Below are 12,776 nucleotides of genomic sequence, written 5' to 3'. Positions count from 1 at the left end.
CTCGTGCCTTATTACGTCCCGCGGTTGCCCGGCGCGCGCAGGAACGCGTCGCCGGGCTGCGGGCAGAACTGTCGCCGGTGTGACTGGTCGTCGCGATCAGTCGTCCTTGGAGTCCTTGTCATCGTCTTCGTCATCATCGTCATCGTCGTCATCGTCATCGTCGTCGTCGTCATCGTCTTCGTCATCGTCGTCGTCGTCTTCGTCGTCTTCGTCGTCGTCTTCGTCATCGTCATCGTCGTCTTCGTCGTCGTCTTCGTCGTCGTCGTCATCGTCGTCTTCGTCGTCGTCATCGTCTTCGTCATACTCATCGGCCTTGTCGGCGTACTTCGTCAGCAGGTCGACCAGATTGCGAGCCTCGTCGGGTGCTATCAGATCTTCGAACAGCGCCTCGTCTTCTTCGGAGATGCGAGCGATGTACACCTCGCCCTTTTTGGCACCTACGTCCCAACGCCCGCCCTCATGAGCCATTTGCCGCCCTTTCACCTAGAACCCGATTGACAGGCGTTGTTTACCCAATTGGAGGGAATGCGGAAACGACAGGATTTTCGGCCGGGCCGCTCGCGGACTTTGCCATGATCGACCCCATGTTCCGGCTGCTGTTCTATTCGCCTCGTATTGCCCCGAATACGGGCAATGCCATCCGGACGGCGGCCGCGACAGGCTGCGAACTGCATCTGGTCGAGCCGCTGGGTTTCGACCTGTCCGAACCCAAACTGCGGCGCGCCGGGCTGGACTACCACGACCTGGCCTCGGTCACGGTCCACGCTTCGCTCGAGTGGGCGTGGGAGGCGTTGGCACCGGAGCGGGTGTTCGCCTTCACCGCGCAAGCGACGTCGCCGTTCGCCGGCGTCGACTACCGGCCCGGCGACGTGCTGATGTTCGGACCCGAACCCACCGGCCTGGACGCGGCGACCCTCGCCGATCCGCACATCACCCAGCAGGTGCGCATCCCGATGCTGGCCGGACGGCGTTCGCTGAACCTGTCGAACGCTGCGGCCGTCGCCGTCTACGAGGCGTGGCGCCAGCAGGGTTACCCCGGGGCGATCTAGGTTCGGGCTACCAGCTGTTCCAGTGCGTCAGGCTCTCGGCAGGAAGACGCTTGGCCGGCCGGAAGTCGGTGCCTTTGGTGTAGGCGATCGGGAACAAACCGCCCTGGCTGTATTGGTCGTAGGGGATGCCGAGAACGTCGGCCACCTCGCGTTCGCCGCCGTCGAACAGGTGCAGGGTGGTCCAGCACGAGCCCAGCCCGCGCGAACGCAACGCCAGGCAGAAGCTCCACACCGCCGGGAACAGTGACGCCCAGAACGACACCCCGCCCAGCTGCGACTTGGCTTCGCGGCCCTCGATGCACGGGATGAGCAGCACCGGCGCCTCGTGCATGTGCTCGGCGAGGTACCGCGCCGAATCGCGCACCCGCCCCATCCGCTCGCCGCGGGTGTCGTCGTATTCGGGGGCCGGGGAGCTGAGGTAGTCGCGGGCCCTGGCCAGGTAGACGTCGGCGATTGCCTTCTTCTTGTCCGGGTCCTCGACGAAAACCCATTGCCAGCCTTGCGAATTGGAACCGGTCGGGGCCTGCAACGCTAGTTCGAGGCATTGCATCAGCACCTCGGGCGGCACTGGTTTTTCGAAGTCGAGGCGTTTGCGGACCGAGCGGGTGGTGCTGAGGACTTCATCGACGGTCAGGTTCAAGGCCATGCTCTGGAGGCTACCTGCCGGCCGGACCCTACGCCGAACGTGTTGTGGCTGCGAAAAATTCGGCGATTTTTCGCAGTGGTTACACGTTCGGCGCGGAGAGTGGTCCGCGCCGTGCCCGCTCACTGACCCGCGAGCGCATCAACGGAAGTCGCGGGACTTCGAGGCCACCGCCAGCGTGATGCGACCCATCCGCTCGGCGACCACGGTGATTGCGCCGCTGGCGTTTTGGACCTGGCCGCGGATCACCAACGCCGGTGCCGTCTGCGCCAGTTTGCGGTGCCGGGCCCACACTCCCGGCGTGCACAACACGTTGACCATGCCGGTCTCGTCTTCGAGGTTGACGAACGTCACCCCCTGAGCGGTCCCGGGGCGCTGCCGGTGGGTCACCGCACCGGCGATCAGCACCCGGTCACCGTCGGGCACCAATCCCAACTCCACCGCCGGCACCACCCCCATTGCGTCCAGGTCGGCCCGCAGGAACTGCGTCGGATAACTGTCCGGGGAGACCCCGGTGGCCCACACGTCGGCGGCGGCCAGTTCCAGCTCGCTCATCCCGGGCAGCGCCGGAACGTGCGACGACGACCCCACCCCCGGCAGCCGGTCCGGCCGTTGGGTGGCCGCAGCACCGGCCGCCCACAGCGCCTCGCGCCGGGACATCCCGAAGCAACCCAGCGCCCCCGCCGTCGCCAACGCCTCGGTCTGCGGCACGCTCAACTGCAACCGGGACGTCAGGTCCAGCAGAGAGGCGAACGGGCCGTTGGTCTTTCGCTCCTCGGCCAGCTTTTCGGCCAGTTCGTCACCGATATGGCGGACCGCCCCCAGCCCGAGACGCACTTCCATGCCCGCGTTCTCCAGCGTGGCGAATGCCAGGCTGGCGTTGACACACGGGCCGTGCACCAGCACCCCGTGCCGTCGCGCATCAGCCACCAGCGACTGCGGCGAGTAGAAACCCATCGGCTGGGCACGCAGCAACGCCGCGCAGAACGCCGCCGGGTGATGCAGCTTGAACCAGGACGAGTAGAACACCAGCGACGCAAACGACAGCGCGTGGCTTTCCGGGAAGCCGAAGTTGGCGAACGCCTCCAGTTTCTCGTAGATCCGGTCGATCAGCTCGTCGTCGGCGCCGTGCAGGGTGCGCATGCCGTCGTAGAACCGGCCGCGGAGCCGGCGCATGCGTTCGGTGGAGCGCTTGGACCCCATGGCGCGCCGCAACTGGTCGGCCTCGGCGGCGGTGAAGCCGGCGCAGTCGACCGCCAGCTGCATCAGTTGTTCTTGAAAGAGCGGCACTCCCAGCGTCTTTCGTAATGCCGACTCCATGGACGGATGGTCGTAGACCACCGGCTCGATGCCGTTGCGGCGCTTGATGTACGGATGCACCGAATTGCCCTGGATGGGACCGGGACGGATCAGCGCCACCTCCACCACCAGGTCGTAGAAGATCCGGGGCCGCAGCCGCGGCAGCGTGGCCATCTGTGCCCGAGACTCCACCTGGAACACCCCCACCGAATCGGCCCGCGACAACATCTCGTAGACCGCCGGCTCGGAGAGGTCGAGCCGGGCGAAGTCCACCTCGATGCCTTTGTGCTCGGCCACCAGATCCCGCGCATAGTGCAGCGCCGACAGCATGCCCAGCCCCAGCAGGTCGAACTTGACCAAACCTATTGCCGCACAGTCGTCTTTGTCCCACTGCAGGACACTTCGGTTTTCCATGCGCGCCCACTCCACCGGGCACACGTCGGCGATCGGACGGTCACAGATCACCATGCCACCGGAATGAATGCCCATGTGCCGAGGCAGGTTCCGGATCTGGTTGGCCAGGTCGACCACTCCTTCCGGGATGCCTTCGATGTCGACGGGCTGCCCGGACCAATGGCTGATCTGCTTACTCCACGCGTCCTGTTGGCCCTGCGAGAAACCCAGGGCGCGGGCCATGTCGCGCACCGCGCTGCGCGGCCGGTAGGTGATGACATTGGCGACCTGGGCGGCATAGTCCCGGCCGTACTTGTCGTAGACGTACTGGATGACTTTCTCGCGCTGGTCGGACTCGATGTCGATGTCGATGTCGGGGGGGCCGTCGCGGGCGGGCGACAGAAAGCGTTCGAACAACAAGTCGTTGGCTATCGGGTCGACGGCGGTCACTCCGAGGGCGTAGCACACCGCGGAATTGGCCGCCGATCCCCTGCCCTGGCACAGGATGTCGTTGCGCCGGCAGAACCGGGTGATGTCGTCGACCACCAGGAAGTAGCCCGGGAACCGCAGCTGGGCAATGACTTTGAGTTCGTGCTCGATCTGGTCGTAGGCTTTCGCCGCCCGCCCGGCCGGCCCGTAGCGGTCGGTCGCGCCCACCATGGTCAACGCACGCAACCAGCTGTCCTCGGTGTGCCCGTCGGGGACGTCGAACGGCGGCAGCTGCGGTGCGATCAGCGCGAGGCCGAACGCACACTGCTCGCCGAGTTCGGCGGCCGCGGTCACCGCCTCGGGGCACTGCGCGAAAAGCCGCGCCATCTCCTCACCCGAGCGCAGATGCGAACCACCGAGCGGAGCCAGCCAGCCGGCGGCCGCGTCCAGAGACTGCCGGGCCCGGATCGCACCCATGGCCATGGCCAATCGCCGACGGGATGGATGGGCGAAGTGCGCCCCGGTGGTGGCGACGACGCCGACGCCGAAATGCGGCGCCAGTCCGGCCAGCATCGCGTTGCGTTCGTCGTCGAGCGGTTGACCGTGATGGGTCAGCTCGATGCTGACCCGGCCGGCGCCGAACCGATCCACCAGATCGGCCAGCGCCCGCCGCGCCGATTCCGGGCCACCTTCGGAAAGCGCCTGTCGCACATGCCCTTTGCGGCAGCCGGTCAGAATATGCCAGTGCCCGCCGGCCGCCTCGGTCAGTGCGTCGAAATCGTAGCGCAGTTTGCCTTTCTCACCACCGGCCAGATGCGCGACGGCAAGTTGCCGGGACAACCGCCGGTACCCTTCGGGTCCCCGTGCCAGCACCAACAGATGCGGGCCGGCCGGGTCCGGTCGCTCGGTGCGCGCCACCGACGACAGCGACAGCTCGGCGCCGAATACCGTGCGCACACCGAGTTCACCCGCGGCTTCGGCGAACCGCACCGCCCCGTACAGCCCGTCGTGGTCGGTCAGCGCCAGCGCGCGCAGGTCCAGCCGGGCGGCCTCCTCGGCCAGTTCCTCCGGGGTGCTGGCCCCGTCCAGAAAGCTGTATGCAGAATGCGCATGCAACTCGGCGTACGCCACGGAGGAACGGTGTCGTTGTCCGTGTGTTTTTGCTGAATACGCTTCCCGTTTGAGCGACAGCGGACCATCTTCGGGAGGACCGAACGGAGCGGGCATCCCGGCATGACGCGGCTTGCTATCGAGAACCCGCTCCATTTCGGCCCAACTCGGCGGGCCGTTGTGCCACCCCATGACGCCAGTGTATCGAACGTCTGTTCGATGTGCGAACGCGCACCCACCGGTCTGTGTTCGTCATCGGAACAGCTTCGGAACGCTATTGAAACAATTTGCGGCCAATAGCCTCAGCGGCACATCGTCGCAGTTAAACGCATCTTCAACTGGACAACACACTCTTAACCTGACCGTTCTGTCGATGCGCATGACCCACCCGGATACTGGTACAACTTGAACAAACACGGTGGGGACTGGGCATGGCAGGAACGACGACTTCGGAGGCGGGGTCCTTCAGGACTCCAGAACGCGACCGACACGCAGGCATGGCAACCGGTGCGGTTGCCGTCATCGCCGGATCCAAACCCGGCCACGAGTTGATCAGGAATTTGCTGGCCGAACGGATCCAGCTGGGCTTCGACGGGCCCGGGCAGGTCCACCGGGTAGCCCTGCCGCAGCCCGGTGACGACGCAGCACTGTTCCGGGCCATCGCCCACGCGCTCGAGCGTCCCCTCGACGTGAACGGACCGCGCTGGGAGTGCTGGGTCATCGAACGCCTCGAGGGCAATCGATGGGCGATCTTGATGAAGGTCGACCACAGCATCGCCCACGCCATCCCGCCGGCCCACCTGCTGGCGCGGCTCTGTGACGAGGCTGACAGCGAAGCATTCGCCGATACCGTTGCCGGACAACGGGATTCGGACCCTGGCGCCGATAGGCCAAGCTGGGTGCACACCCTGATGCAGACCCCACTGGACATCGCGAAAGCCGCCGTCAGCGCCGCGGCCACGGTGATGACGTGGCCCGAACCGGCCGGCCCGGTGAACACCCTTCGGCATTACCGCGCGGTGCGGGTTCCTCGCGCCGCCGTGGACCGGATGGCCCGCAAGTTCGGGGTGAGCGCCGACGAGGTCGCGGTCGCGGCCATCACCGAGGGCTTTCGCGGCGTGCTGGTCCAGCACGGCCACCAGCCCCGCTCGGACTCGGTGCGCACGGTCGGTGCAGTCTTGCCCTTCCTGCCGGTCGACCACGAGGACCCGTTGCGGCAACTGCGGGCAGTGCGCCCGGAACCGAACCGGGCCAGCCAGCCGTTCCCCTCGCCATTCAAGTTGTGCGCCAAGGCTGTTCAGTCCTTGATACGGCCGCCCGGACAACACACCGTCACGCTGGCCATCCATGCCTTCGGACCGCGGGAACGGCTGCGGTTGATGGGCCGACAACTGGAGCGATTGTTGCCGATCCCGCCGACCGCACCCGAGTTCAGCACCAGGATCTCGGTGATCGGCTACGCCGACGAGCTGGTGTTCGGTCTCATCGCCGACTACCACACCGCAGCCGACCTCGCGCGGCTTGCCGGCGGGATCGAACTGGGCATGGCGCGGCTGCTTGCGCTCGGTCAGGACTCGGTGCTGCCTTTCGACCGTCGGCGCAAGCGTCCGGGCCGGGTGCCGGCGCGCCGGGTGCCGCGGCCCTCGGCGGTGCCGGTGCGAGCGCGCCGCCGCTGACCCCTCGGCGGTCCACCGTGAGAAGGTGGGTGCATGTCGGTCACCATCGACCCGCGACGCATCGATGCCGTCTTGTTCGACGCCACACTGCCCGGCACCGACACCGTGTCGGACCGTCTGCACGACATCCACGTGCGCACCGGCGTCTTCACATCCAATGGTGACGCCGCGATCGAAGCCGCCCAACGGTTGGGGGTGCGCTCGGGCCGTTGTGCCGTCGTCGCAGCGGGCGAGTCCGGCGTCACGGCCGCCCGCGCCGCCGGTTTCGCGCTGGTGATCGCCGTCGGCGCCGCGTCCGACGATGCAGACGCGGTCATCTCCGGCGTCGACGAGATCGACGCGCGCACCGGCGACCGGCGGATGTCGGAGTTGCCGGATGCATTGCAGTCCGTCAGCCTGGCCGACGACTTCTCGGTCCGGCGGCCCGCGGTGTTCTTCGACTTCGACGGGACCCTCTCGGACATCGTCAACGATCCCGACGCGGCCCGGCCGGCGCCCGGTACGACAGAGGCGCTGCGGGAACTGGCGACGCGGTGCCCGGTCGCGGTGCTCAGCGGGCGCGACCTGACCGACGTCGTCGAGCGAGTGGGTCTGCCCGGAATCTGGTACGCCGGCAGCCATGGATTCGAATTGACCGCACCCGACGGCACTCATCATCAGAACGAAGACGCCGCGGCGGCCATCCCGGTGCTCGAAGAAGCCGCGGGGCAGCTGCGCGAGCGACTCGGATCCATCGATGGTGTCGTGGTGGAACACAAGCGTTTTGGCGTGGCAGTGCACTATCGCAACGCGGCCCGCGACCGGGTCGGGGAGGTGGCTGCGGCGGTGCGCACGGCCGGCCGGCGCGACGCGTTGCGGGTGACGACCGGGCGCGAAGTCATCGAGCTGCGTCCGGATCTCGACTGGGACAAGGGCAAGACACTGCGATGGGTGATCGAGCACTTGACCGACGGCGGGTCGGTACCGCTGGTGCCGATCTATCTCGGCGATGACATCACCGACGAGGACGCCTTCGATGCGGTGCACCACGACGGGATCCCAATTGTGGTGCGGCACAACGACGACGGCGACAGGGCCACCGCCGCGCTGTTCGCGCTGGACAGTCCGGTCCACGTCGCCGACTTCACCGCCCGGCTGGCCCGTGAATTAGCTGACGCTGACGTGAATTAACGCTTGCCGCTTCACAATCCGGCACAACGCAACCAATCGCGCAAAATTGTGCCCACCCCTGCGCGATCGGCGTAAGCTGCGCGGCAGTCTATCGGGAGGACTGTCATGTCGTTTGTGCTCGCGAATCCGGAATACATCACCTCGACGGCAACGGACTTGGCCGCCATCAGAGCGGCGATCAGCGCCGCGGGTGCCGCGGCGTCGATCCCGACAACACAACTGCAGGCCGCCGCCGCCGACGAGATATCCACTGCCCTGTCAGCGATATTCGGCGCGCACGGTCAGGCGTATCAAGCGTTCAGCGCGCAGGCGACAGCGTTTCACCAACGGTTCGTCCAGGCGTTGGCCAATGCCGGCAGCGCTTATGGCGCGGCGGAAACGGCCAGTGCCGAGCAACTTCTGCTCAACGCGATCAATGCGCCCACCCAGACACTGCTGGGGCGCCCGTTGATCGGCAACGGCGCAGACGGGACCGCCGCCGCCCCGAACGGCGGAGCCGGCGGGTTGTTGTACGGCAACGGCGGCAACGGTTTCTCGCAGACGTCGGCCGGCAGCCCCGGTGGGGTCGGGGGTGCCGCCGGACTGATCGGTAACGGCGGACTCGGCGGCAGTGGTGGCGCCGGAGCGGCCGGCGGTGCCGGCGGCGCCGGCGGCTGGCTCTACGGCGATGGCGGACGGGGCGGCGCGGGCGGTGCGGCCACCGCGCTGGGAGCGGCGGGCGGGGCCGGCGGGGCGGGCGGCAACGCATGGCTGCTGGGTACGGGTGGGGCCGGCGGTGCAGGTGCGAATGGCGCCAACGGCAATGCGGGTACCGCAGGCGGGGCAGGTGGGGCCGGCGGTGCCGGCGGCGATGCCGGACTGCTCTGGGGTGGCGCCGGTGCCGGCGGTAACGGCGCTGACGGCGGCAGCGGTCAGAATTCCGCGGCCACTTCAGCCGGCGGGGCCGGCGGCGCCGGTGGTCACGCGGGTCTGTTCGGTGCCGGAGGGGGCGGAGGGACCGGCGGAGACGGCGGTACTAACAACGTTGCTCTGACAAACGCCTCCGGCGGCGCCGGCGGCGCGGGCGGGGCCGGCGGCGGCGGAGGCTACCTCACCGGTAACGGCGGTGCGGGCGGGGCCGGCGGGGCCGGCGGTGACAACTCAGCCGGATCGCCCCCGAGCGGCATGACCAGCGGCGTGGGCGGAGTGGGCGGAGCCGGCGGCGCAGCCGGGTTGCTGTACGGCGACGGTGGCACCGGAGGCGCGGGCGGGGGCGGTGGAACGAATAAGGGTGGTGGGGCTACCGGCGGCCTCGGCGGGTTCGGCGGCTCCGGCGGGGCCGGGGCACGCATGTTCGGCAGTGGCGGCACCGGTGGCGCCGGTGGGCATGGTGGGCAGAACACCTCGGCCGGGATGGGCGGTACGGGGGCCGGCGGCGGCGTCGGGGGTAGCGCCGGCATGTTCGGCAACGGCGGCCACGGGGGGGCCGGCGGGGGCGGCGGGGACCAGACCGGCGGCCAGGGTTCGGAGCCGCTGCCGGGAGCGGCGGCGCCGGTGGCACCGGGGGTTGGCTGTACGGCAACGGCGGAGACGGTGGTGGCGGCGGCGCCGGCGGGTCCAACAAAGCCGGCGGCACCAACTCCGCCGGAGGGGTGGCCGGTCACGGTGGTGCCGGCGGCAGCGCCGGGCTGATCGGCGCCGGCGGCCACGGCGGCGACGGCGGTGCCGGTGGCGGCACCGTCGGTAGGGAAAGCGGGGCGGTCGGAGGCGCCGGTGGCAACGGTGGCGTCGGCGGGAACGGCGGATTGCTGTTCGGCGACGCCGGGGCCGGCGGCAGCGGCGGCACCGGCGGCAGCAACACCCAGACTTCCAGCGGCAGCGCGCACAATGGCGTCGCCGGCGGCGCCGGCGGCCGGGGCGGGGACGGCGGAAACGGCGGCACCGCCGGCAGCAACACCCAGACTTCCAGCGGCAGCGCGCACAATGGCGTCGCCGGCGGCGCCGGCGGCCGGGGCGGGGACGGCGGAAACGGCGGCACCGCCGGGTTGTTCGGCAACGGTGGCGATGCCGGCGGCGGCGGCACCGGCGGAAACGGCGGCGTCGCCCAGATCGGGACCGACGGCACCGCCACCGTTCTGGGGGGCACCGGAGGCACCGGGGGCGGCGGAGGTAACGGCGGCAACGGCGGCAGCGGCGGTCACGGCGGACAGCTGACCGGCAACGGCGGCAACGCCGGCTCCGGCGGTGACGCCGGCAACGGCGGCAAGGGCGGCCGAGGCGGTAGCACGTCCGGCGCCGGCGGCGGCACCGGCGGCAATGGCGGGGACGGTGGCAGCGGCGGCAGCGGCGGCACCGGCGCCAAGGGCGGGTTGCTATTCGGCAACGCCGGTTCCGGAGGCGGCGGCGGAACCGGAGGTGACGGCGGCAACGCCGGCCTCGGTGTGGCTCCCTCCGGCAACGGCAGCATCGGCAACGGGGGCAACGGCGGGCCGGGCGGAGCCGGCGGGAACGCCCAGATCATCGGAAACGGCGGCGACGGCGGCGGGGGCGGTGACGGCGGAACTGGCGCCGCTCCTGGAGCCGGCGGGGCCGGCGCCCTCGGTGGTGCCGGAGGATCCTGGTTCGGAACACCGGGCGCCAACGGCGCCGACGGAGCATAGCCCGCACCCAAGTTTGGCTGTTCAGCGCCCGTGGTACGAACGTGTACTAACCAGCCCTGATCCTGGGCCGGATGCGGCTAGGAGGGCGTGCGATCAGCAAGCTCGGCTTCTGGAGCATCGTCATGCTCGGGATCAACGCGATCATCGGGGCGGGCATCTTCCTGACCCCGGGCGCGGTGATCAGGCTCGCCGGGCCACTGGCGCCGTTGGCCTACGTGCTGGCCGCCGCTTTCGCGGGCATCGTCGGAACCGTCTTCGCCACCGCCGCCCGCTACGTCAAGACCAACGGCGCGTCCTACGCCTACACGACGGCGGCGTTCGGCCAACGGATCGGTATCTACGTCGGCGTCACCCACGCCGTCGTGGCATCCATCGCCTGGGGGGTGCTGGCCTCGATTTTCGTGGCGACTTTTCTCAAAGTCGTTTTCCCGCATGAGAATTGGGCCAATGACACCCAGCTGATCAGCGTGAAGACGTTGACGTTCCTGCTCTTCGTCGCGGTGTTGCTGGTGATCAACCTGTTCGGCAACCGGGTGATCGAGTGGGCCAACGGAATCTCCACCGTGGGAAAGATATTCGCGCTTTCGCTGTTCATCCTGGGTGGGTTGTGGATCATCGTCGCGCGACACGTCAACGACTACGCCGCCGCGAGTTCGCCCGAGGTCTTCTCGCCCGCGCCCTACGCGTTATTCGGATTCGTCCACCTCGGCCAGAACAGTGCATCGGGATTGGTACTGGCCACGGTGGCCGCGTTGTACGCATTCACCGGTTTCGAATCGATCGCCAACGCCGCCGAGGAGATGCACGCGCCGGAACGAAATCTGCCGCGCGCCATACCGATATCGATTCTGGCCGTCGCGACCGTCTACGTGCTCGCCGTCACCGTGGCGATGCTGCTGGGTGCCGACCGGGTCGTGCATTCCACCGACACGGTCAAACTCGCCGCGGCCATCGGCAACGACGCCTTCCGCACCGTCGTGGTCTTAGGCGCCCTGGTGTCGATGTTCGGCATCAACGTCGCGGCGTCGTTCGGCGCGCCGCGCCTGTGGACTGCGTTGTCTGCCACCAGAACTCTGCCGGCACGACTGTCGCGGAAGAACCGCTTCGGCGTCCCGATGCTCGCGTTCGCCATCACGGCGGCACTGGCTCTGGCGTTCCCACTGGCGCTGAGCTTCGACATCGAGAACCTGACCGGTCTCGCGGTGATCGCCCGGTTCGTCCAGTTCATCATCGTCCCGATCGCGCTGATCGCGTTGGCGCGAGACACCACCAGACATCCGAAGGTGAAACGAAACTGGTTCACCGACAAGGTGTTACCGGTTGCGGCCGTGGTGATCTCGGTGGCGCTGGCGGTGTCGTTCGACTACCGGCCGCTGCTGCTCACCCCGCAGGGCGGCGCGAATTACTTCTCGATCGTGTTGATCGTGCTCACGTTCGTCGTGGTACCCGCGGCCGCCTATGCGCACTACTACCGGACCCTCAACCGTCAGGGCTCGACGTAGTCGACCTCACCGTCGTCGAGCACCAGCCGGGGCCCGAGTCCCTCGGCGCCGGATGCTTCGGTGCGGAACAGCGCTTTGCCCGGTTCGGTTTTCCAGATCAACGTCGACAACGTCTCGCCGGGGAACACCGGCTTGGTGAACCGCGCGGCGATCGAGGTGATGTTGGCGGCCACACCACCGCCGAGTTCGGCGACCAGGGCGCGACCCGACACCCCATAGGTGCACAGCCCGTGCAGGATCGGGCGGGGGAACCCGGCCAGATTGGTGGCGAACCAGGGATCGCTGTGCAGCGGGTTGCGGTCCCCGGACAGCCGGTAGATCAGCGCCTGGTCTTCGCGGGTGGGTAGGTCGACCCGCGCGTCGGGCTCGCGGTCGGGAAACTCCGGGGCCGCCGGGCGCTCCCCCTTCTCGCCGCCGAAGCCGCCCTCACCGCGGATGACCAGGTTGGTCAGTGTCTCGGCGATCAGCGTCCCGCTGTCGGGATCCTTGCCCTGGCCGCGCAGCATCAGCACGGCGTTCTTGCCCTCGCCCTTGTCCTGGATGTCGACCACCTCGCTGACCACAGACAGCTTCCCGGCCGGCGGCAGCGGCGCGTGCAACCGGACGGACTGCGAGCCGTGCAGCAGCATCGCCCAGTTGAAGCTGCCCACCTTGCCGGCCGCACCGAAGGCGGGGCAGCAGATCACCGCGTAGGTCGGCAGCACCTGCTGCGGAACGTCGTGACTGTTTTCGGTGGTGAACGGCAGGTCCTCGATGCCGGCGCCGACACCGAGCGCGTAGAGCAGCGTGTCCCGGTCTGTCCATTCGAACAGCTGCGGCTCGGTCACTGCGCCTACGGCACTGGGGTCAATCGGCATACGAGTCTC

General features: G+C 68.7%; 10 protein-coding genes. 6 read left to right on the top strand and 4 right to left on the bottom strand.

Annotated elements, in window-relative coordinates:
- Window positions 1-96 precede the first annotated feature (96 nt).
- Window positions 97-468: a hypothetical protein gene (locus AC5Y4D_RS08400; RefSeq protein WP_500036944.1), complete on the bottom strand. Its 372-nt coding sequence runs from the start codon at window positions 466-468 to the stop codon at window positions 97-99.
- 116 nt (window positions 469-584) lie between these two features.
- On the opposite strand from AC5Y4D_RS08400, the gene AC5Y4D_RS08395 reads away from it, so the two are divergent.
- The gene (locus AC5Y4D_RS08395; RefSeq protein WP_499941887.1) at window positions 585-1,049 is read left to right on the top strand and encodes a tRNA (cytidine(34)-2'-O)-methyltransferase; all 465 of its coding nucleotides are present in this window, start codon (window positions 585-587) and stop codon (window positions 1,047-1,049) included.
- Window positions 1,050-1,056: 7 nt separating this feature from the next.
- Here AC5Y4D_RS08395 and AC5Y4D_RS08390 read toward each other — a convergent pair whose 3' ends face one another.
- Both AC5Y4D_RS08390 and AC5Y4D_RS08385 read right to left on the bottom strand, forming a co-directional pair.
- Window positions 1,057-1,695, bottom strand: coding sequence for a nitroreductase family protein (locus tag AC5Y4D_RS08390; protein ID WP_499941593.1), 639 nt, complete (start codon window positions 1,693-1,695; stop codon window positions 1,057-1,059).
- A gap of 138 nt (window positions 1,696-1,833) precedes the next feature.
- Window positions 1,834-5,115, bottom strand: a complete 3,282-nt coding sequence (locus AC5Y4D_RS08385; protein WP_499941591.1) for an error-prone DNA polymerase — start codon at window positions 5,113-5,115, stop codon at window positions 1,834-1,836.
- A 239-nt stretch (window positions 5,116-5,354) separates the two neighbouring features.
- On the opposite strand from AC5Y4D_RS08385, the gene AC5Y4D_RS08380 reads away from it, so the two are divergent.
- The 5 genes from AC5Y4D_RS08380 (at window position 5,355) to AC5Y4D_RS08360 (ending at window position 11,910) form a co-directional block, all read left to right on the top strand.
- Window positions 5,355-6,599: a wax ester/triacylglycerol synthase domain-containing protein gene (locus tag AC5Y4D_RS08380; protein WP_499941589.1), complete on the top strand. Its 1,245-nt coding sequence runs from the start codon at window positions 5,355-5,357 to the stop codon at window positions 6,597-6,599.
- A gap of 33 nt (window positions 6,600-6,632) precedes the next feature.
- Window positions 6,633-7,769, top strand: a complete 1,137-nt coding sequence (gene otsB / locus AC5Y4D_RS08375; protein ID WP_499941588.1) for a trehalose-phosphatase — start codon at window positions 6,633-6,635, stop codon at window positions 7,767-7,769.
- A 105-nt stretch (window positions 7,770-7,874) separates the two neighbouring features.
- Window positions 7,875-9,440, top strand: coding sequence for a PE family protein (locus AC5Y4D_RS08370; RefSeq protein ID WP_500036943.1), 1,566 nt, complete (start codon window positions 7,875-7,877; stop codon window positions 9,438-9,440).
- Window positions 9,401-10,408 (top strand): hypothetical protein, encoded by a 1,008-nt coding sequence (locus tag AC5Y4D_RS08365; protein ID WP_500036942.1) that lies wholly within the window; start codon window positions 9,401-9,403, stop codon window positions 10,406-10,408. Before AC5Y4D_RS08370 ends, AC5Y4D_RS08365 begins: the two co-directional genes overlap by 40 nt.
- A 71-nt stretch (window positions 10,409-10,479) precedes the next feature.
- Window positions 10,480-11,910 (top strand): APC family permease, encoded by a 1,431-nt coding sequence (locus AC5Y4D_RS08360; RefSeq protein ID WP_500036941.1) that lies wholly within the window; start codon window positions 10,480-10,482, stop codon window positions 11,908-11,910.
- Here AC5Y4D_RS08360 and AC5Y4D_RS08355 read toward each other — a convergent pair.
- Window positions 11,895-12,767: a MaoC family dehydratase gene (locus tag AC5Y4D_RS08355; RefSeq protein ID WP_500036940.1), complete on the bottom strand. Its 873-nt coding sequence runs from the start codon at window positions 12,765-12,767 to the stop codon at window positions 11,895-11,897. The two genes, AC5Y4D_RS08360 and AC5Y4D_RS08355, sit on opposite strands and share 16 nt — an antisense overlap.
- Window positions 12,768-12,776: the final 9 nt, after the last annotated feature.

The sequence above is a fragment of the Mycobacterium sp. NGS67 genome, from assembly GCF_059812185.1.
Note: the sequence above shows the minus strand (reverse complement) of the source record. Positions and strands in the feature narration are given on the sequence as shown.

Bases quoted from the DNA above. Each gene is read 5' to 3' on its own strand.
- AC5Y4D_RS08400 (WP_500036944.1), bottom strand. From the start codon at position 468: ATGGCTCATGAGGGCGGGCGTTGGGACGTAGGTGCCAAAAAGGGCGAG.
- AC5Y4D_RS08395 (WP_499941887.1), top strand. From the start codon at position 585: ATGTTCCGGCTGCTGTTCTATTCGCCTCGTATTGCCCCGAATACGGGC.
- AC5Y4D_RS08390 (WP_499941593.1), bottom strand. From the start codon at position 1,695: ATGGCCTTGAACCTGACCGTCGATGAAGTCCTCAGCACCACCCGCTCG.
- AC5Y4D_RS08385 (WP_499941591.1), bottom strand. From the start codon at position 5,115: ATGGGGTGGCACAACGGCCCGCCGAGTTGGGCCGAAATGGAGCGGGTT.
- AC5Y4D_RS08380 (WP_499941589.1), top strand. From the start codon at position 5,355: ATGGCAGGAACGACGACTTCGGAGGCGGGGTCCTTCAGGACTCCAGAA.
- otsB (WP_499941588.1), top strand. From the start codon at position 6,633: ATGTCGGTCACCATCGACCCGCGACGCATCGATGCCGTCTTGTTCGAC.
- AC5Y4D_RS08370 (WP_500036943.1), top strand. From the start codon at position 7,875: ATGTCGTTTGTGCTCGCGAATCCGGAATACATCACCTCGACGGCAACG.
- AC5Y4D_RS08360 (WP_500036941.1), top strand. From the start codon at position 10,480: ATGCGGCTAGGAGGGCGTGCGATCAGCAAGCTCGGCTTCTGGAGCATC.
- AC5Y4D_RS08355 (WP_500036940.1), bottom strand. From the start codon at position 12,767: ATGCCGATTGACCCCAGTGCCGTAGGCGCAGTGACCGAGCCGCAGCTG.